Source organism: Nocardia implantans (assembly GCF_035544775.1).
In the GTDB taxonomy this organism is placed as follows: domain Bacteria; phylum Actinomycetota; class Actinomycetes; order Mycobacteriales; family Mycobacteriaceae; genus Nocardia; species Nocardia implantans.
Map to the genome: position 1 here is coordinate 232302 of NZ_JAYKYQ010000001.1, position 18757 is coordinate 251058.

Annotated in this window: 16 protein-coding genes; 9 read left to right on the plus strand and 7 right to left on the minus strand. The window is 71.4% G+C overall.

From position 1 onward, the window contains the following. Positions 1-45: 45 nt before the first annotated feature. The 4 genes from U3653_RS01090 to U3653_RS01105 all read left to right on the plus strand — a co-directional run bounded on the left by U3653_RS01090 (position 46) and on the right by U3653_RS01105 (position 6385). Positions 46-1140 carry an isochorismate synthase gene (locus U3653_RS01090; RefSeq protein WP_195080921.1) on the plus strand — a complete coding sequence of 365 codons (1095 nt, stop codon included), beginning with the start codon at positions 46-48 and terminating at the stop codon, positions 1138-1140. A 138-nt stretch (positions 1141-1278) separates the two neighbouring features. Beyond that, positions 1279-1449 carry a DUF2613 domain-containing protein gene (locus U3653_RS01095; RefSeq protein WP_083880942.1) on the plus strand — a complete coding sequence of 57 codons (171 nt, stop codon included), beginning with the start codon at positions 1279-1281 and terminating at the stop codon, positions 1447-1449. Continuing rightward, entirely contained in the window at positions 1430-5791 is a 4362-nt protein-coding gene (locus U3653_RS01100; protein ID WP_195080922.1) for an alpha-(1->3)-arabinofuranosyltransferase, read from the plus strand. Before U3653_RS01095 ends, U3653_RS01100 begins: the two co-directional genes overlap by 20 nt. A gap of 93 nt (positions 5792-5884) precedes the next feature. Further along, positions 5885-6385 (plus strand): DinB family protein, encoded by a 501-nt coding sequence (locus U3653_RS01105; protein WP_195080923.1) that lies wholly within the window; start codon positions 5885-5887, stop codon positions 6383-6385. Positions 6386-6401: 16 nt separating this feature from the next. Here U3653_RS01105 and U3653_RS01110 read toward each other — a convergent pair whose 3' ends face one another. Beyond that, on the minus strand, positions 6402-7586 hold the full coding sequence (locus tag U3653_RS01110) for an acyltransferase family protein (RefSeq protein ID WP_195080924.1): 1185 nt from the start codon (positions 7584-7586) through the stop codon (positions 6402-6404). A 204-nt stretch (positions 7587-7790) separates the two neighbouring features. On the opposite strand from U3653_RS01110, the gene pgfA reads away from it, so the two are divergent. Next, entirely contained in the window at positions 7791-8951 is a 1161-nt protein-coding gene (gene pgfA / locus U3653_RS01115) for a cell envelope lipid trafficking protein PgfA (protein WP_195080925.1), read from the plus strand. A 66-nt stretch (positions 8952-9017) separates the two neighbouring features. Here pgfA and U3653_RS01120 read toward each other — a convergent pair whose 3' ends face one another. Both U3653_RS01120 and U3653_RS01125 read right to left on the minus strand, forming a co-directional pair. Then, a complete protein-coding gene (locus tag U3653_RS01120) occupies positions 9018-9257 on the minus strand; it encodes a VOC family protein (RefSeq protein WP_195080926.1) in 240 nt (79 codons plus the stop codon). Between the two features lie 22 nt (positions 9258-9279). After that, the gene (locus tag U3653_RS01125; RefSeq protein WP_195080927.1) at positions 9280-10512 is read right to left on the minus strand and encodes a polysaccharide biosynthesis protein; all 1233 of its coding nucleotides are present in this window, start codon (positions 10510-10512) and stop codon (positions 9280-9282) included. Between the two features lie 597 nt (positions 10513-11109). On the opposite strand from U3653_RS01125, the gene U3653_RS01130 reads away from it, so the two are divergent. Then, positions 11110-13176 (plus strand): MmpA family trehalose lipid delivery protein, encoded by a 2067-nt coding sequence (locus tag U3653_RS01130; RefSeq protein WP_195080928.1) that lies wholly within the window; start codon positions 11110-11112, stop codon positions 13174-13176. Positions 13177-13191: 15 nt separating this feature from the next. Here U3653_RS01130 and U3653_RS01135 read toward each other — a convergent pair whose 3' ends face one another. Beyond that, positions 13192-13539 (minus strand): MerR family transcriptional regulator, encoded by a 348-nt coding sequence (locus tag U3653_RS01135; protein ID WP_195080929.1) that lies wholly within the window; start codon positions 13537-13539, stop codon positions 13192-13194. Positions 13540-13593: 54 nt separating this feature from the next. Here U3653_RS01135 and U3653_RS01140 point away from each other — a divergent pair, with 54 nt between their 5' ends. Further along, complete coding sequence (locus tag U3653_RS01140; protein ID WP_195080930.1) at positions 13594-14199, plus strand: RBBP9/YdeN family alpha/beta hydrolase; 606 nt, start codon at positions 13594-13596, stop codon at positions 14197-14199. Positions 14200-14241: 42 nt separating this feature from the next. Here U3653_RS01140 and U3653_RS01145 read toward each other — a convergent pair whose 3' ends face one another. Continuing rightward, positions 14242-15414, minus strand: a complete 1173-nt coding sequence (locus tag U3653_RS01145) for a glycosyltransferase family 4 protein (protein WP_195080931.1) — start codon at positions 15412-15414, stop codon at positions 14242-14244. A 115-nt stretch (positions 15415-15529) separates the two neighbouring features. On the opposite strand from U3653_RS01145, the gene U3653_RS01150 reads away from it, so the two are divergent. Beyond that, positions 15530-16315 carry a class I SAM-dependent methyltransferase gene (locus U3653_RS01150; protein WP_195080932.1) on the plus strand — a complete coding sequence of 262 codons (786 nt, stop codon included), beginning with the start codon at positions 15530-15532 and terminating at the stop codon, positions 16313-16315. On the opposite strand, the gene U3653_RS01155 is transcribed toward U3653_RS01150, so the two are convergent. Beyond that, positions 16312-16623, minus strand: a complete 312-nt coding sequence (locus tag U3653_RS01155; protein ID WP_195080933.1) for a hypothetical protein — start codon at positions 16621-16623, stop codon at positions 16312-16314. The genes U3653_RS01150 and U3653_RS01155 overlap by 4 nt on opposite strands. Positions 16624-16832: 209 nt before the next feature. On the opposite strand from U3653_RS01155, the gene U3653_RS01160 reads away from it, so the two are divergent. After that, positions 16833-18278, plus strand: a complete 1446-nt coding sequence (locus tag U3653_RS01160) for an aldehyde dehydrogenase (protein ID WP_195080934.1) — start codon at positions 16833-16835, stop codon at positions 18276-18278. On the opposite strand, the gene U3653_RS01165 is transcribed toward U3653_RS01160, so the two are convergent. Further along, positions 18279-18452: a hypothetical protein gene (locus U3653_RS01165; RefSeq protein WP_195080935.1), complete on the minus strand. Its 174-nt coding sequence runs from the start codon at positions 18450-18452 to the stop codon at positions 18279-18281. Positions 18453-18757: the final 305 nt, after the last annotated feature.

Genomic DNA, 18757 nt, shown 5'->3' on the forward strand with positions numbered 1-18757 from the left:
GGCTGAGGACGGACTTCGTCCGATCGCACCCATTATGTTGGGTGCATGGATGGGTTCCTGCTTGCCCGGGCCGACGGGGTTGTTCGGGGTCATGGGAGCCGCGTCCGCTTCGACGACGCGCGACGAGCGCGGGCGGCGCTGCTGGACGGCAGTGCGCCGCTCGTGGTCGGCGCGCTGCCGTTCGATCCACGGGAACCCGCCGCGCTCAGCGTGCCGGAGCACGCGGTGCACACCGCTGGTCCATGGCGGCCCGCCGCGCTGCCCGACCTGCCGCCGGTGCGCGTGGTGACCGAGATCCCGAGCCCGGCCGAGCATGTGGCACGGGTGACCGAACTGGTGGAGCAGCTCAACGATCCGGCCCAACCGCTGCGCAAGGTGGTCGCGGCGCGTTCGGTGCTGGCCGAGGCGGGCTCCGCGCTCGAGCCGGAAGTCGTCGCGGGGCACCTGCTGACCCGGCATCCGCACGCGAACGTCTTCGCGGTCGACCTCACATCGGCCGGACGCCACGGCGCGACGCTGGTCGGCGCGACGCCGGAAGTGCTGATCGCCCGGCAGGGCGACACGGTGACGCTGCGCCCGCTGGCAGGCACCGCGCCGCGGCGAGCCGATCCGGAAGCCGACGCGGCGCAAGCGGCGCAGCTGCTGGCCAGCACGAAGAACCGGGACGAGCACGCCTTCGTGATCGACTGGATCCGGGAGCGACTCGGCCCGGTCTGCGCCGAGCTGTCGATTCCGGAGAGCCCCGAACTGATCAGCACCCACGAGGTGTGGCATCTGGCGACGCCGATCACGGGGCGTCTGCGCGACGCCGCGACCACCGCGCTCGACCTGGCGTTGTCGCTGCACCCCACACCCGCCGTCTGCGGCACCCCCACCGATCTGGCGCTGGAGGCCATCACGCGCGTCGAGGACGATCGCGGTTTCTACGGAGGGGCCGTCGGCTGGTGCGACGCCGACGGCGACGGCGTCTGGGTGGTCGCGATCCGCTGCGCGGAACTCTCGGCCGACGGCCGCACCCTGCGGGCGTACGCGGGCGGCGGCATCGTCGCGGCCTCCGACCCGCAGGCGGAACTCGACGAGACAACCGCGAAGCTGCGCACCCTGCTCGGCGCGCTGCACTGCGCGCTCCCCGCGCACTGACGCGGCCGTTTCCCGGAGGCCCACCGAGCGCTCGCGGAGCCGTCCTACGGAGATTCGACGGCCTGAACGCATACAAATACCGGACGTCCTGCTAGGTTGGCCGGGAACGTGCCTGCATCGACGTATTGGAGTACCGCGATGAAGTTTGCTGTCCCGGGTGTTGCGAGTGCCGTCGCGGGCGCCGTGCTGGGCGTGCTCAGCGTCTTCCTCATCACCATGGCGGTCCAGCAGAACTCGCGGCCGGAGATCGACCGCAGCGGCGACAAGGACTCCTCGCTGCTGAACAACGTTGAGTACGGCAGCCGCTGACCCGCTGACCTCCGCTTCACCCGCCGACTCGCTCGGATCGTCCGGGGCGCCGGGGCAGCACAGCACCGCGCCGCTGGGCAGACGCTGGTTCGCCGCGACCGTCGTCGTGGCGTTCCTGCTGACCTTCCTGCAGGCGCCCGGCCTCACGGTCGCCGACACCAAATACGACCTGGCGCAGAATCCGCTCGGCTTCCTCGAACGCGCGAGCCATCTGTGGAGCAGCCAGGCGCCGATGGGCCAGGTGCAAAACCAGGCCTACGGCTACTTCTTCCCGCACGGCGCGTTCTTCTCGCTCGGTCATCTGCTGGGCGTGCCCGCCTGGGTGACGCAGCGGATCTGGTGGGCGCTGCTGCTGCTCGCCGGGTTCTGGGGGATCGTCCGCCTGTGCGAGGCGCTCGGCATCGGCACGCGCGGGTCGCGCGTCGTCGCCGCGCTCGCCTTCGCGCTGTCGCCGCGGGTCCTGACCACCGTCGGGTCCATCTCCTCCGAGACCCTGCCGATGATGCTGGCGCCGTGGGTGCTGCTCGCGCCCGCCGCACTGGGTGTCGCGCGGAACCGGCGGCGGGGCGGGGCCGCGTCGCCGGCGGGCAGCGCGCTGGCACTCGCGCTGATGGGCTCGGTCAACGCGGTCGCCACGGTGGCCGCCTTCCTGCCCGCCCTGCTGTGGTGGGCGGCTGCCGCGCCTGCGCTCGGCCGCGGACGAGCGTCCGGCAGCGCCCGACGCTGGTGGCGCTTCACCGCCGCCTGGATCCCGCTGCTGGTGCTGGCGACGTTCTGGTGGGCGGTGCCGTTGCTGCTACTGGGCAAGGTGAGTCCGCCGTTCTTGGACTACATCGAGTCCTCCGGCGTGACCACGCAGTGGGCTTCGCTCGGCGAGGTGCTGCGCGGCACCGACAGCTGGACGCCGTTCGTCTCGCCGGAACGCATCGCGGGCGCGGTGCTGGTCACCCAGCCCGCCGCGGTGCTGGCCACCGGGCTGGTCGCGGCGGCGGGCATGGCGGGGCTGGCCCTGCGGTCCATGCCGTACCGGGGCAGGCTGGTGCTGATCCTGTGCGTCGGGCTGGTCGGCATCTGCGCCGGGTTCGTCGGTGAACTGAGCGGACCGTTCGCCGAGTCGGTGCGCGTCTTCCTGGACTCCGGCGGCGCCCCGCTGCGCAACGTGCACAAGCTGGAGCCGCTGATCCGCATCCCGCTCGTGCTGGGGCTGGCGCAGCTGCTCGCCCGGGTTCCGCTGCCCGCCTCGGTACCGCGCAACGTGTGGCGCGGCGCGTTCGCCCACCCGGAGCGCGACCGCTCGGTGGCGGTCGCGGCGCTGATCCTCACCGCGCTCGCCCTGTCCACTTCGCTGGCCTGGACCGGCAAACTCGCGCCGCGCGGCGCCTACGACCGCGTGCCCGAGTACTGGCAGCAGACCGCGGACTGGCTCGAGCGCAACGCCGCCGATACCCGCGCGCTGGTGGTGCCCGGCGCGCCCTTCGGCAGCCAGGTCTGGGGACTCACCCGCGACGAACCGCTGCAGGCGCTGGCCGGCACGCCGTGGGCGATCCGCGACGCGGTGCCGCTCAACCCGCCCGGCACCATCCGCGCGATGGATTCGGTGCAGCGGCTCATCGCCGACGGCAGACCGTCGCAGGGACTGGCCGCGACGCTGAGCGCCCAGGGCATCGGCGTCGTCGTCCTGCGCAACGACCTCGACCCGGAGACCTCCCGCTCGACCCGGCCGATGCTGGCCCATCAGGCGCTGGACGAGTCGCCCGGCCTGCGCAAGGTGGCCGAGTTCGGCAACCCCATCGAGTCGCTGGTGCTCGCCGACGACTTGGTGGCCGACGGCGACCTGCGCCCGCCGTATCCGGCGGTCGAGATATACCGGGTGGACACGCCGGGGCGCGGAACGCCCGCCGACGTACGGGGCGGCACCGGCGCGCCGCAGGCGTTCCCCGGCGCGTACACCGTTCCGCTCGCGAACGTCCCGGTCGTCCAGGGTGGACCCGAAGTGCTCGAGCGGATGCGCCGCGACCCCGGTCTCGCCGGGACACCCGCCCTGCTCGCCGCGGACGCGACCAGGGCCGGGCTGCCGATGGGCCCGGTGACCGTCACGGATACGCCGATGGATCGCGAGACCGATTTCGGCCGGGTGGACAACCACAACTCCGCGTTGCGCGCCCCCGACGACGCGCGCCGCACCTACAATCTGGTCCCCGACTATCCGGTGCCCGGCGCCGAACTGGTGCGCGGCGAGTGGTCGGGCGCGACCGTCACCGCGTCGAGTTCGGCCGCGGACGCCACCCAGCTCGGCGGCGCGGCGCCGGGAAGTTCCACCGCGGCCGTCGTCGACGGCGATCCGTCCACCGCGTGGATCAGCAACGGCACCGAGTACGCCCTCGGCCAATGGCTGCGGCTCGATCTGGATCGCCCGATCAAGACCGGACAGCTGAAGCTGACCACCAGTCCGGCCGCCATCGGCGACCCGATCAAATGGATCGAGGTGCGCACCGCGAACGGCACCGTCTCGGTGCGGGTGGCCGAACCCGGTGCCCCGGTCTCGGTCTCGCTCCCCGCGGGGCGCACCGAGTGGCTGACGATCACCGCGATCCGCACCGAGAACGGCTCCTCCGGAGGGCAATTCGGCATCAGCGAACTCACGCTGGACGACTACTCGACCCGCGACGCGCCCGTCCGGGTGGACATCCGGCATCGCACCGTGGTGCCGCCCGCGTCCGCGGGCGCATCGGTGCGGGGATGGGATCTCGGTCAGGAATTCCCCGGCCGCGGCGCCTGTTTCGATGCCCCCGACCGGGTGCGCTGCAGTAAGGGCCTGGCCTTGGCTCCGGAGGAACCCGGCACGTTCCAGCGCACGCTGACCGTCCCGGAACCGATGTCGGTGGCTCCGGAGCTGACCGTGCGCACCAGGCAGGGCCCGGCGCTGGAGGCGCTGCTCACCGACCACGCCCGTCCGGTGGCCAGGGGCAAGGCCGACGTCGGCGATTTGCGCGGCGCCGCGTTCGCCGCGACCGACGGCGATCCGCGCACGAGCTGGACCGCACCGGAGGACTCGGTCCGCGAACCGACCGCAGGCAGGCCGACGCTCACCCTCGAGCTGCCCGAACCCACGCTGGTGACCGGCCTGGAACTCACCCCGTCGCTCGGCGGCCTGCCCGCTGCGCCCACCTCGGTGACGGTGAATCTCGGTGACGGTCCGCAGGTGCGCGAGCTGGACGACGACGGTCCCGGCACACCGGCGCGAATCTCCCTGCACCCCACCGTGACCGATCGCATCGAGCTGAGTATGCGGACCTGGCGGCCGGTGCTGGACAAGACCGCGCTCGGCTTCGTGCAGACCCAGCCCCCCGGACTGGCGGAGGTGACGGTGCTCGGACCGGACTACCCGGCGGCCGCCGCACTGGACCGTGAGGTCACCGTCCCGTGCGCATTGGGACCGACGATCGACGCGGGCGGGCGGACGCTGCGCACCACCGTCACCGCCACCGTCGGCGAATTGCGTTCCGGCGCGCCGGTTCCCGCCCGGGTGTGCACGGACGAGACCGGCACATCGAACGAACTTCCGCTGCCGCCGGGCCGTGCCGACGTGGCGGTGGGCCCCACCGACCTGTTCTTCGTCGATCGGCTGCGCTTGCACCCGGCCGACGCCCAGACCCCCGCCGCACCGGCGACGAACGCGGGTGACCGCCTGCTCGTGCTGCCGCTGAGCACCAATGTCGGATGGCGCGCGACCAGCGCGGACGGTCGCGCACTCACGCCCGTGGTGGTCGACGGCTGGCAGCAAGGCTGGCTGCTTCCCGCCGATGCCACCGGGCCGGTGACGATCGCCTTCCCGGTCGACCGGTGGTATCGCCTCGCCATCTTCGGCGGGTTGTTGCTGCTCCTGCCGCTCGTGATCCTGGCTGTTCCCCGTCGCGCTCGATCCACCGCAGACTCGAATATGGCTGCGGAACAAGATGATTCGAGTGCCGATTCGTCCGGCTCCACGACCCGTCGCCGGCTGGGCGCGGTAGGGCTCACCGGCGCGGCCACCGTGATCGCCGGTCCGGTGGGCGCTGCCGTCACGGTGATCGCCTTGGCGGCAACGCGTTTCACGCGGTACGTCACCCCCCGTGTGCTCGTCGTCGTGGCGGGGGCAGGCACGATGCTGTCCGCCGCCGCGCTGTCCACCGGCCCTTGGCGCTCACCCGATGGATATATGGGTGGCTCCGTGCTGGTGCAACTGCCCGCGCTGCTCGCGATCATCGCGGTCGGCGTCGCGGCGCTGCCCCGGCCGAAAGACGCCGACCGACCCGGCGCGCCGGAGCCGGACGACGCCGATCCGCCGACCGGCGAGCACTGAACGGCCCCTGCCGCGCGTGCCCGGCGAAGCGCCGCTGCACAAGACCCCATTCGCCGTGCGCCGCAATGGCACCCGTTGCTAACGTGACCACGCGTGAGCACCTGTGCCGAATGCGGTTTCGTCTACGACTTGGCTTCGGCGGCCGACGTGCCGTCGCTGGCGCGGGAACACGCCGTGGAATACGCCGACCTGCTCGGCGCCGACAGCGTCAAGTTACGCGAGCGCGGCAAGCCCGATGTGTGGTCGCCGCTGGAGTACGCCTGCCATGTCCGGGACGTGCTGCTGGCCCAGCGCGAACGCGTGCTGGCCGCGCGCCGTTCGGACAACCCGCCCGCGGCGGCGATGGGCCGGGACGAACGAGTCGAGCACGACGGCTACGCCCAGCAGAACCCCGCCGATGTGGCCCGCCAGATCCGGGACGCCGCCCTGTTGTTCGCCAACGTGCTGGAGCGACTCGGCGACGACGACTGGGAACGCACCCTCGGCTTCCCCTACCCCGAACCCGCGGTTCGTTCCCTGCGCTGGCTGGCCGTGCACACTCTGCACGAGCTGCGCCACCACCTGCTCGACATGCACCGGCAGCTCGACGGCTGAGCTCGCGCGCCGCCGATCAGGGCGCCGGTTCGGGGTCCGGCGTCCGCCGCACTCGGTCCCTGCGGCGGGCCCAGCGCCGCACCGGCTCCTCCACCAGCGCGTAGCTGGCCGCCGCGACCGGAAGGGTGATGGCGACGGTGAGCACCAGAACGTAACCGAAGTCGCCCTGAAACGGCAGGATGCCGAACACCGGGAACACGATCGACAGCACCGCGAGGTGCCAGATGAAGATGCCGTAGGACCAGCGCCCGAGCGTCGCGGCCACCGGCGACTCCAGCCAGCGGTGCCCGCGCGCCGCCGGATCGCGCAGCACCAGCGGCGCGAGCAGCGCGAACCCGATGATCGCGCCGAGACCCATCTTCACCGCGTACTGCCACGGTTCGGCGCGGGTCAGACCAGCGGGACCGGCCAGATCGGTCGCCGCGAGCAGGAAGGCCGCCGCCGCGACGGTCCACATCAGCGGCTGATTCGCTCCGACCTTCCACCAGCGTGATAGCCGGACGCTATGTTCGGCGAGCTCCGCGAGCAGCATGCCGGCGGCGAACCAGGGCAGATAGCCGGGCAGCCAATTGTCCGCGTGGATCGCGTCGGGCGTCGGCACCGGGATGAAGTTCCAGCCGAGGCTCAGCAGGGCGACTGCGACCAGCACCGGCACCCGCCACCGCGCCGCGCGGCCGCGCAGGCGCACCAGGGTGAACGCCAGCAACGGCAGCACGAGATAAAACGCCACCTCCACCGACAGGCTCCACATCTGCGTGAGGCCGTCGGTGAGCGTCAGCGGCACGAACACCTGCAACAGCGCCAGGTTCGACACCCATACCCGCAGGCCCGCCGTCCCGGCGGCACTCGGCAGCAGCACCAGGACCGCACACACCACCAGCCAGTACGCGGGCAGGATGCGAGCGGCACGATGTCGCAGGTAGTAGCCGACGGGCGGGGCGCTGTCGAGTCCGCGCGCCGCCGCCGCGTGCGGGCGCCAGAGCAGGAAGCCCGACAGCGCGAAGAACACCGCCACCGCCATGTCGAACCGGCCCCACACCCGCCCGATGACGGGCGTGCCTGCGGCGCCGGTCTGGAAGGCGACATGGGTCAGCAGCACGCCGAGCGCGGCCATGCCGCGCATGCCTTCCAAGGCCGGCACGAACGCGCGGGGGCGCACCCGTTCGGTCGCGGGCGCGGCGGTGGGCATCGTTGCGGTCATCGGGCTCCAGTCTGCCTCGGCGGATCCACAGTTGATAACCCGGCGTTTCAGATTTCGCGTTAGACTCGGGCGATTTCTGGGCCGTTTCCGGCCTCGACGCCGCATGGTACGACATCGGACTGTTAGTGTCGGGGCTCACGAGTGCCGCGGCGTGCCCGCAGTACTCGCCGGAGCGACCCGTGTTCTACGACGAGGAGAGTTTGCATGGCACTGAGTGCCGGTACCAGAAGGACGGTGGCCTGCCTGCTCGTGGGTCTCGGCGCGTTGCTGATCGTCGCCGCCATCATGATCCCGACCTACACCGTCGACAAGCTGGCGAAAACTCCCCTCGACCTGGAGATCACCACCATCGCGACGAACCAGCAGGGTGAGGACAGCCTGGTGCTCGACTCCAAGTCGCTGACCGCTCCGGAGGGCTCGGCGAAGGTCGACACCAACGTCCCGCTGGTCTCGCAGCGCTTCCTCACCGTCGAGGACCCGGCCGACGCCCACCAGATGACGGTGCAGGCGGGCCAGACGCTGCGGCGCATCGACAAGCAGGGCGACACCGGCCTGCTCACCGCGACCGTCGACCGGGTGACCATCGACCGGGTGACCGGCGAGCCCGTCGGCACCGAGCCCAACGGCTCGATCGCGGTGACCGCGAACCTGGAGGGCCAGAGCATCGCGGAGCCGGTGCAGCACACCGGCCTGCAGTACCGGTTCCCGATCGGCACCGAGAAGAAGACCTACCCGTACTTCGACCTCAACGTGCGCAAGACCTTCGACGCGAACTTCATCGAAGAGACCGAGATCAACAACACGAAGGTCTACCACTTCCAGATGTCGGTGCCCGCCACCAACCTCTACGACGTGGTGCCCGCGCCGACCAACCGGCTCAGCCTGCCCGCAGCCAAGTGGGGCGTCGAGGGCGGCGAAGCGCCCGTGACGATGACCCGCTTCTACACCAACACCCGTGACCTGTGGGTGGAGCCGCAGACCGGCACGGTCGTCAAGGGCGGCGAGGCGCTGCACCTCTACTACTCGCGCACCGCGGACAAGCCGGAGGTCACCGCGCTGAAGTCGCACCTGGTCTTCGACGAGAACACGATCGAGTCGCAGCTGGCGGTGGCCAAGGAGAACATCGACAAGCTGTCGCTGTACGGCCGGATCCTGCCCATCATCCTGGGTGTCCTCGGCGTGATCGCGCTGATCGTCGGTGTGGTTCTCGGTATCCGCGGCGGCTCGGCTCCGACGCCCGCGCGGACGGGCGGCGCTCCGTTCCAGCGTCCGGGCGGCTCGGCTCCGGCCGGTCCCGCTCCGCACGTCAACCGCGGCGCCGATGACGCGCCGACCGAACAGATTCGGATCGACAAGAAGCCTTGATCGGCTGAACATCCCTGAATTCGGCTCCCCCGCCTTCCGGCTGGGGAGCCGAATTCGTTTCCGGCCCTATGCTCGGTCGCCGGCCGCCAACTCGGTCATCGTGCGTTCCAAGTCGTGGCACATCAGGGAGATCTCGTGACGCGGCGGCCCATCGGTGGGATGAACGCCCAGTTCACTCGGCCCGGTCGCGGACAACAGCCAGCCGTCGCCCGCGTCGAGGTTCGGCAGGCGCAGGACATCGCGGAAAAACGCGCGGGCGGCGTCGGGATCCTCCGCGTAGACCAGGGTGTGCACCGCGGTGATCATGCGACGATCGTAAGCGGCCCGCTCAGCCCACCGGGCGCAGCGGCTCCGGGCGCGCCGTGTTGTCGGCCGCGCGCAGGACCATGACGGCGACCACGACGGTGGTGGTGGCCGCGACCGACACCGCCGTGGTGATCAGCGCGGGAATCGTGCGGGCCAGCGACAGCATCAAGGTGACCTCGACGGCCAGACCCAGCCAGGTGACCAGTGCCAGAGAGGTGCGGTCGACGGCGATCGCCGACAGCACCGCGCCTTGCAGCACCGACAGCATCGCGCCGTGCAGCGCGAAGATCCACAGCAGGCCCTGGATCGGGGCGTAGTCCTCGCCCGCCAGCAGCGGGGCGAGCGGCGCGGCCAGCGCGGCCCCGAGCACGGCGACGAGGCCGATGCCGCTGAGCACCGCCAGCGCCGCCCGGATCGCGCTCGCGGAGTGCGTCGGCTGGGCCATCCGCGGATAGAGCACGACACCGACCGCCTGCGGCAGCCAGAAGGCGATCTTCGTGGCGATGGTGCCGAGCGCGTAACGGCTGGCGTCCGCGTCGTCGAGCACGATCCGGACCACGATCAGGTCCGCCGACGAGAGCGCCATCATCGCCGCCTGCACCTGGGCGGCCCGCAGGACCGGCAGCACACCCGGGGCGACGACGCGCGGTTCGGTTCCGGCGTCGGGCACGGACGCACCGGCGACGATCCTGGCCAGCAGCGCCGCCGTCGCGATGCCGCAGGCCGCCGCCCACAGCGCGAGCGTCGCGCCGCCGCCCAGCGCCAGGATCACCAGCGCGGGGGCGACCCGGGCAACCCCCGCGGCGCCGAGCACAGCTCCCAACGCCCGAAACCGCTTGCCGCCCTGCAGCACGCCCTGCTCACCGGACAGCAGCACCAGCGCGGGCGCCGCGCCGAGCGCCGCCGCGGTGGCGGCCACCCCGGCGTGCAGTGTGACGGCGACCAGCGGCACCAACACCGCGGCCGCCACGGCGACGATCACCGCGCAGCGCCACTGCAGCCCGCGCAGCGCGGCCGTTCCCGCGCCGCGCACGAGTTCCCTGGCCACCACGTTCTGCAACGCCAGCGCGGGCACCGCGCACAGCAGCTGGACGGCGAGCAGGCTCGCGAACTCGCTGTACCCGGTGACCCCCAGCCACCGCCCCGCCAGCAGTTGCAGCAGATACCCGGCGACGTTCGCGGTCATCGCACCCGCCGTCACCCACGTCAGATCCGCCACCACGGGAAACCGACGGACAGCAGACACGCCGCCCATCGTCCCACCCGCGCGTGCCGCCACCCTGCGCGCCCCGCCGGTGCACGAGCGGTGATGCGCCGACTCGAAGTCTCCGGCCCGATGACGCCGTCGGGACACCTACTCGAGCGGGCCCGCGCCGACCAGGATGACATCGCCCACCCTGCACCCGGTCGGGGCTTCCTCGACCCCCGCGAGCATGTCCTCGAGGACCGGCTTCGGCGACAACGAGAACCACGAAGAATTCGGGGGACGGGTTCCGATGGATCGCCGTGGCGCTGTCCGGTTCGGTGCGGTAACCGAGCCGGGCGGCGAGCGCGGCCACTGCGTCGGACTCGCTCCAGTCGCGAACTCGGCGTCCGGCACGCTGACGCGTCACCCCAGATCAGACGGTGTGCTGAGCCCGAAGCTTGGCCAGTGAAGGGGGCGGAGCGATCCCGGCATCGCCATCTTCTTCCCGCAGGCGCAACGATGCGTGACCCACCGGACAACGGGCACGAAATCCCGCAACGGCGCTGAAACGCGGCGCCGCGCGGTCCCGCGCAACCGAACAGGACATTTTCGCGCCGAGCCCGCTGGATCGGCGACGGGGGTGATCGGGACGTACAGTGCTCAGGCGTGAGCGGGAGCGGTCGGACTCGAGCGGTGGTGGCGGCATACAGCGCGGCCGTGGCGTTGCTCGTCGCCGGGCCGTTGCTCGCGCCGGGGTATCTGCTGTTGCGGGACGCCGTGAGCACGCCGCGCAGCTATCCGACCGACGCGGCGCTCGGTCTCGGCGATGCCGCACCGCGGGCGGTGCCGCAGGACGCTCTGCTCGCCGCGTTGTCGTCGTTCGTGGACGGCGGTCTGGTGGTCAAGGCGATCCTGCTCGTCGCGCTCTGGGCCGCGGCGTACGGGGCCGCCGCGCTCGCGCGCGAACTGCTGCGCGCGTCGCTCGGCCCGCAACTGATCGCCGCGACAGTCGCGTTGTGGAACCCGTACGTGGCCGAACGCCTGCTCCAAGGGCACTGGAGCCTGCTCGCCGGTTACGCGGCGTTGCCGTGGACAGCGTTGACCGCCTACCACCTCCGATCAGCGGCCACCGCTCAGCGCCGCCGGCGAATCCTGGCCAACCCTCCTGGACGACCGCCCCACTCCTCTGACCGCCCCACGCCATCCGATTCAGCTCACGCTTCCGCACCAATCGGCACGGCGAGCGAAGGCAGGACTCGGCCCGGCAGCCCGGCGGCCCGACGCGCGACCATCCGAACGGCATCCGCGTGGGCGGCTCTCGCCGGATCGCTCGCCGCGGCCGGGCTCACCCCGACCGGCGCGCTGCTGGCGGGGGTGACCGCGATCGCGCTGGTGCATCGACGCCAACTGCTCGGGACGCTTGTGCTCTGGCTCGCCGCTTCCGCGCCGTGGCTGGTCGCGACCACGCTGTCCGGTGCGGGTGCGGAACCCTCCGATCCGGCGGGCATCGCCGCGTTCGCCGCGCGGGCCGAACCCGGCCTCGGCACGCTCGGGAGCCTGGCCGGTCTCGGCGGGATCTGGAACGCCGATGCGGTGCCGGACTCACGCACCACGCCGCTGGCCGCGGTCGCCACCCTGGTGCTGCTGGCGATCGTGGCGCTGGGCGTGCGCTCCGTGGCGTCCGGCGGGGCCGACCCCGACAACCGCCACGTCCGGCGGGCATTGCTACTGCTCGCGGCCATCGCGATCCTGTTCCCCGCGCTCGGCGCGACCGCGTGGGGCATGCACGCCATGGAGTGGCTGGTCGCCCACGTGCCCGGCGCGGGTCTGCTGCGCGACACCCAGAAGTACGCGGCCCTGGCCATGCCCGCTTTCGCCTTGTGCGCCGCGGCTGGTAGCGCGGCGACGGCCCGGCGTCTGCTCCGCGCGGACACGGACTCGACAACGGAGCGACCCACGACGACGTCCCCGGCCACGTCGGGCTCGACAACGGACCTCTCCGAGGCGACTTCTCCGGCCACGATGGACTCGACGACGGACCGGCCCGAGACGACATCTCCGACCACGTCGGACTCGACAACGGACCGGCCCGCGAAGACGTCCCCGGCCACGATGGCAGCCGTCACAGCGGTGTTCGCAGCGCTGATCGTATTGCCGCTCTACGACCTCGCTTGGGGCGGCGGCGGGGCCGTGCGTCCGGTGCACTATCCCGCGGGTTGGCGGCAGGTCGCCGAACGAATGGGCGGTCCGGGCGACGTCGCGGTGCTGCCGGGCGGCATGTTCCGCAAGTTCCGCTACAGCGGCGCGTCCCCCGTACTCGACCCGGCCCCGCGCATGCTGCCCAACGACGTCTTACAGACCGGCGAGTTGCCGGTGCGCGGACGCACGGTCTCCGGTGAAGGCGCTCGCGCGAGAGAGGTGGAGAACCTGCTGCTCCACGGTGGCGCGCCAGCCGACCTGGCCCGCCTCGGCGTGGGCTGGATCCTCGTCGAACGGACCACCCCGGGCCCGCTCGGCGCATCGGCGGCGACTCTGGCCCAGGTCGAACGGGTCTACGAGGACGCCGACCTCGCGCTGTACCGCGTGCCCGATGTCATCGAGCGCGGTGCATCGACAACCACGCAACGCTCCATCGCCATCGCGGCCCACTTGCTCTGGGCCGCGATGCTCGTCGCGGGCCCACTGATCGCCCTCGGCACACGAATCCGATCCCGGAGGAGACCGCGAACCTGATCACGGCGCTCGCCGTCACGCGCTCCGCAGCGCGTCCAGCCGGCGCCGCGTCGCCTCCAGCGCCGTCTGCTGCGCGGCGAGTCGCGCGGCGATGCGGTCGAGCTCGGTCCGCAGGCCGGAACACATGTCGACGCTGAGGCCGTGCTCGCCGTCGCGCACACAGTCCAGGTACCGCCGGATGGCAGCGGCGTTCAGCCCCGCTCCGAGCATGACCCGGATCTGCGCGACCACGGCGACGGCGGACTCGGCGTAATGCCGGTATCCGTTCGCGTCACGCTCGGGCACCAGCAGCTCTTTCTCCTCGTAGTGCCGCAGGGCGCGCGCACTCACCCCGGTGCGTTCCGCGAGTTCCCCGATGAGCACTTGTCCTCCTCAGCTTGACCTTCACGCCGACGTGAACTCCTACCGTCGGGCACCGTGACCTCACGACCAACACCCACCCGCACCGTTGTCATCCACGGCTACCACGCGACGCCCGGCGACCACTGGTTCCCTTGGCTCGCCGACCGCCTCGCGGCCGTGGGCATCCCGGCCCACGTCCCCGCCATGCCCGACCCGGGTGATCCCGATCCGGACGCGTGGCTCGCCGCCACCGCCAGGGCCATCGGCACTCCCGACGAGGGCACCGCCGTGGTCGCGCACAGCCTCGGCTGCCTGACCGTCCTGCGCTACCTCACGGCGCTTCCCGGCCGGTGGCGGCTCGGCCACCTGGTACTGGTCGCGGGGTTCCTCGACCCGCTACCCGCGCTGCCCGACCTCGACGGCTACATCGCATCCGGCTGCGACGTGCGGGCGATCCCCGCGCATGTGACCCGGCTGACCGTTTTTCGCTCCGACGCGGACGAGTGCGTCCCCACCGCGCACACCGACCGCCTCGCCGCCCTCCTCGGCGTCACCGCGCGAACGATCCTTGGTGCGGGGCATTTCCTCGCCGACGACGGCGTCACCGAACTCCCCGAAGTCCTCGACGTACTTCGGACAGCGCACCCCCGGCCCAACGCGCTGTGGGCATCTCCGGCCTGAACCGGCTACCGTGCAGCCTTGTCCCCGCCCGGCGGCGACAACTCAGCCGACCGCCCGTGGGGCGATCAACCCGCTGGTGTGCTCGCCCCTGGCAGCCGCCGCCAGCACTTCGTAAACCCCGTTCCCGGTCTGCTCCCAGGAGAATTCGCGGGCGCGGGCGCGTGCCTTCTCCCCCATCACCGTGCGTGCGCCCGGATCGTCCAGCAGGTCGCCGACGGCGTCGGCCAGCTGGGCGACGTCGTCGACCAGGATTCCGGTGGCGCCGTCCACGATGGAATCGGTGAGGCCGCGCGAACTGCGGTAGCCGACCGTGGGAACACCGTGCTGCGCCGCCTCGATCACCGCGAGCCCCCAGCCCTCCTTCCGGGAGGGCAGCACATGCACCCAGGCGCGGGCGAGCAGTTCGTGCTTGCGCCGCTCGTCCACGTGGCCGTGGAAGGTGACGGCGTCGGCGATGCCGAGTTCGCGGGCGTTGTCTCGTAGGTTGTCGGCCCACCAGCCGTCGCCGATCACGTCGAGGCGCAGACCGGGAATGCGGTCGCGCAGCCGAGCCACCGCCGCGAGGGCGTCCTCGATCTGCTTGTGCGGCACCAGACGGGAGAGCACCACGACAGTGGGTGCGGCGGTGCGGGTTTCCGCGGCGCCGGTGGGGGCGTCCACTGGAACAGGTTCGGCTCCGTTGCGGACCACCGCGATCCGGGAGCGGTCCACCCCGAGCGTGGCCAGTTCTTCCGCCGACGGCAGCGAAACGGTCAGATATTGATTGCGGCGGTGCACGCGGGGCGACAGCCGCGACTCGATCCACCAGCCGACCCGGCCGACCAGCCGGCCCGCGACCGGCCACTGCTCACGATGGCCGTGGTGCACCAGCACCACCGACGGTGCCGCGGTGACGGCGGTGGCGAAGAACGGTATGCCGTTCTGGGTGTCGATCACCGCGTCCGGCCGCACGCCGCGCAACGGACCGAGGCCGATCCTGCCGAGCAGGAGCGCGGCCAGCGCGCGCGGATAGACGGTGTAGCGGCCGCCCGCCCGGCTGATATCGATGCCGTCGACGCGTTCGCGCCGCGCCGCGCCCGGATAGCGGGCGGTGCGCAGCGTGACCTTGACCCCGCGCGCGGCGAGCTGAGCGCCGACCTGTTCGAGGTACCGCTCGCTGCCGCCGCCCTGCGGGTGCCCGGTGTCACGCCAGCAGAGCAGGAGGACTTCGCGCACGGTGGAGCTTCTCTCGGTCAGTAGGTCCCGGTGGGAACGTCGGATGTCGCGCTACACCCTAACCCGAGCACCCGCCCGAGCAGCCCGGCATCGCGGTTGTGCGAGACTCGGCGCCGTGCTCAAAGCCGCGAAGACGCCGACACGCAGCAGCCAGCCCCGGTTCGCCCGCAGGGCGACCCTGCGCCGGTCGCTGCGACTGCTCGGCAGCTTCCGGTTCGAGCAGACCGACCCGGCCCTGTTCTACGGGGGTCTCGCCGCCGACAGCGCGGCGATGATCGCCGACTTCTATGCCGATCTCACCGGCCGTTCGCTCGACGGCGCGACGATACTCGACGTCGGCGGCGGTCCGGGCTACTTCGCGGACGAGTTCGCCCGTACGGGGGCGCGCTACATTCCGGTGGAGCCCGACCCGAGGGAGATGCACGCCGCGGGTCTTTCGGTGGCGGGCGCGGTGCGCGGGTCCGGGATGGCGCTGCCGTTGCGCGACGACGCGGTCGACATCTGTTTCTCGTCGAACGTCGCCGAGCACGTCTCGAAGCCGTGGGTGATGGCCGAGGAGATGGTGCGGGTGACCAGGCCGGGCGGATTGATCGTGCTCTCCTACACCGTGTGGCACGGCCCGTTCGGCGGTCACGAGACCGGACCGTGGCACTACCTCGGCGGTGAGTACGCCGCCCGGCGGTATCGGCGCAAGCACGGGCGGGAACCCAAGAACAGGTTCGGCACGTCGCTGTTCGCGGTGCGGGCCGCGGACGGATTGCGCTGGGCGGCAACCACTCCGGCGGAGGTGCACACGGTGTTCCCGCGGTATCACCCCCGCTGGGCGTGGTGGTTGGTTCGGGTCCCGTTGGTGCGCGAGCTACTTGTCAGCAATTTGGTCGTGGTGGCAACCAAAAGTTAGCCGACGTAAGGTTCCAGCCATCCGCGGCGCCAGTGCCGCTTGCCGCACGGGGCGTGCACGGGCTCGCTCCACGGCGATTCGCGCATAGCCAACCCGACGGTCTCGAGCGTGGTGAGGCCGACCAGGTCGGCCAGCATCCCTACCGCGGCGACCGCCTCCGCGGCCTGCATAGCCGCCGTCGCCTGCTCGATCGTCAGGGTGCGTCCGGGTAGGAAGGAGACCACCCACCCCCCGCTGCCGACGCACTTCGCCTGATGCTCGGTTTGATCACTGGTCATCAACGACCGGCCGATCACTTGCACCGCCATGACTCGGACTCCCCAGTTTGCGGTAACGATTCGGTAATGGAGCGAGCTGATATGCCGCTCCAGCATCCCCCTTCCAGCAACAGAACGCAATAGTGCGTTCTGCGAAAAGCGAACCGAGAGGTCGGGATTCACACTGGCCAGAGCGTCGCCGCCGCGCAAAACTGAAACAGGTTACAGACATGGGGGCGGCAAAACTGTAACGTGTTCTCATGCACTACGACAGCTTGTTCATCGGCGGCCGCTGGACCGCGCCAGCCACCGCCGAGCGCATCCAGGTCATCTCGCCGGCCACGGTCGAGCCGGTGGGCAGCGTCCCCGCGGTGAGCAGGGCCGACGTCGACGCCGCGGTCGCCGCGGCCAGGCACGCCTTCGACCACGGGCCGTGGCCGGCCACGCCCCCGAAGCAGCGAGCCGAGGTGCTCACCCGCGCCGCCCGGCTGATCGAACAGCGTTCCGCCGACCTGCTCGCCGCGCTGGTCGCCGAGGTCGGCGCGCCGCAGATGATCGCGATGACGCTGAACCAACTCCCCGCGGTCGCCGCGCTGGACGCCTACGCGGCCCTGGCGGACTCCTTCCCCTGGTCGGAGACCCGGGTCGGCGGGTTCGGCACCACGCGGGTCACCCGCGAGCCGCGCGGTGTCGTCGCGGCGGTGACCGCGTGGAACGTCCCCTTGTTCCTCGCGGTCAACAAGCTCGCGCCCGCCCTGCTGGCCGGCTGCACCATGGTGCTCAAGCCCGCCCCGCTGACTCCGCTCACGGCGAACCTGGTCGCCGACATCTTCACCGAGGCGGGCCTGCCCGAAGGTGTGCTCTCGGTGCTTCCGGCCGAGCCCGACGCGGCCGAGTACCTCGTCTCCCACCCCGGCGTGGACAAGGTGACCTTCACCGGAAGTACCGCGGTCGGCCGCAAGATCGGCGCCATCGCCACCGGTCAGCTCAAGAGCGTCTCGCTCGAACTCGGCGGCAAGTCGGCGGCCATCCTGCTGCCCGACATGGACCTCGCGGCCAACATCCCGGTGCTCGCGTTCTCCGGCCTGATGAACAGCGGACAGGGCTGCGTCGCGCAGACCCGCATCCTCGCCCCGCGCAGCCGGTACGACGAAATCCTCGACGCGCTGGTCGAGCACGTGAAGACGATGAAGGTCGGCGACCCGAACGACCCTGCGGTCCAACTCGGCCCGCTGATCTCCGAGCGCCAGCGCGAGCGGGTCGAGGGCTATATCGCCAAGGGCAAGGCCGAGGGCGCGCGACTCGTGCTCGGCGGCGGGCGCCCGGAGGGGCTGGACCGGGGCTGGTTCGTCGAGCCGACGATCTTCGCCGACGTGGACAACAAGTCGACCATCGCGCAGGAGGAGATCTTCGGGCCGGTGCTGTCGGTGATCCCGTACGAGACCGAGGACGAGGCCGTGGCCATCGCCAACGACTCCGTCTACGGCCTCGCCGGATCGGTGTGGACCGCCGACGTCGAACACGGCGCCGAGATCGCGGCGCGGGTGCGCACCGGCACCTACGCGATCAACTGGTACGCCTTCGACCCCAGTTCGCCGTTCGGCGGCTACAAGGCTTCCGGCCTCGGACGCGAGAACGGGCCGGAGGGTCTCGATTCGTTCTGCGAACAGAAGTCGCTGCTCATGCCGCTCGGCTGGACCGGGTGATCACTCCGGCGGCATGACCACGCGCAGCAGCGGCGCGCGGTTGCCGTAACGCCGGGGTGGCGCCTCGACGATCTCGACGCGCCACCCGGGCGGCAGCACCGCGCGCAGCCGGGCGGCGGCCCGGCGCAGCGGGGTGCTCGATGTGGCGAACTCGAATGTCTCCAGATCGGCCATGCTCCAACCACCTCTCGCGTCGATCTCGCTGTGCGCCGCGGCATCGCGGGTCCGATATCGGTATGGAAGTCGTTCAGTCGATCAGTTAATCATCAGCTATCCGACTGGGTGATGCGGAAGGAAGAACACGCCAAGCATAGATTACGAATACACGAAGTCTCTCAACAAGATCATTACCCCCTCTCCCAGCGGGCTAAACCCGTCGGTCCGTGGGAATTTCGCCGACTCCGGTGTGACTTGGGACACCACCTCAGGGGCACGTCCTCGCAGCGCCGAGGGCAGCAGGACCGAATCAGTGCCACCGC

Bases quoted from the DNA above. Each gene is read 5' to 3' on its own strand.
- U3653_RS01125 (WP_195080927.1), bottom strand. From the start codon at position 10,512: ATGGGCGGCGTGTCTGCTGTCCGTCGGTTTCCCGTGGTGGCGGATCTG.
- U3653_RS01120 (WP_195080926.1), bottom strand. From the start codon at position 9,257: ATGATCACCGCGGTGCACACCCTGGTCTACGCGGAGGATCCCGACGCC.
- U3653_RS01155 (WP_195080933.1), bottom strand. From the start codon at position 16,623: ATGGCGGTGCAAGTGATCGGCCGGTCGTTGATGACCAGTGATCAAACC.
- U3653_RS01160 (WP_195080934.1), top strand. From the start codon at position 16,833: ATGCACTACGACAGCTTGTTCATCGGCGGCCGCTGGACCGCGCCAGCC.
- U3653_RS01110 (WP_195080924.1), bottom strand. From the start codon at position 7,586: ATGACCGCAACGATGCCCACCGCCGCGCCCGCGACCGAACGGGTGCGC.
- pgfA (WP_195080925.1), top strand. From the start codon at position 7,791: ATGGCACTGAGTGCCGGTACCAGAAGGACGGTGGCCTGCCTGCTCGTG.
- U3653_RS01165 (WP_195080935.1), bottom strand. From the start codon at position 18,452: ATGGCCGATCTGGAGACATTCGAGTTCGCCACATCGAGCACCCCGCTG.
- U3653_RS01095 (WP_083880942.1), top strand. From the start codon at position 1,279: ATGAAGTTTGCTGTCCCGGGTGTTGCGAGTGCCGTCGCGGGCGCCGTG.
- U3653_RS01090 (WP_195080921.1), top strand. From the start codon at position 46: ATGGATGGGTTCCTGCTTGCCCGGGCCGACGGGGTTGTTCGGGGTCAT.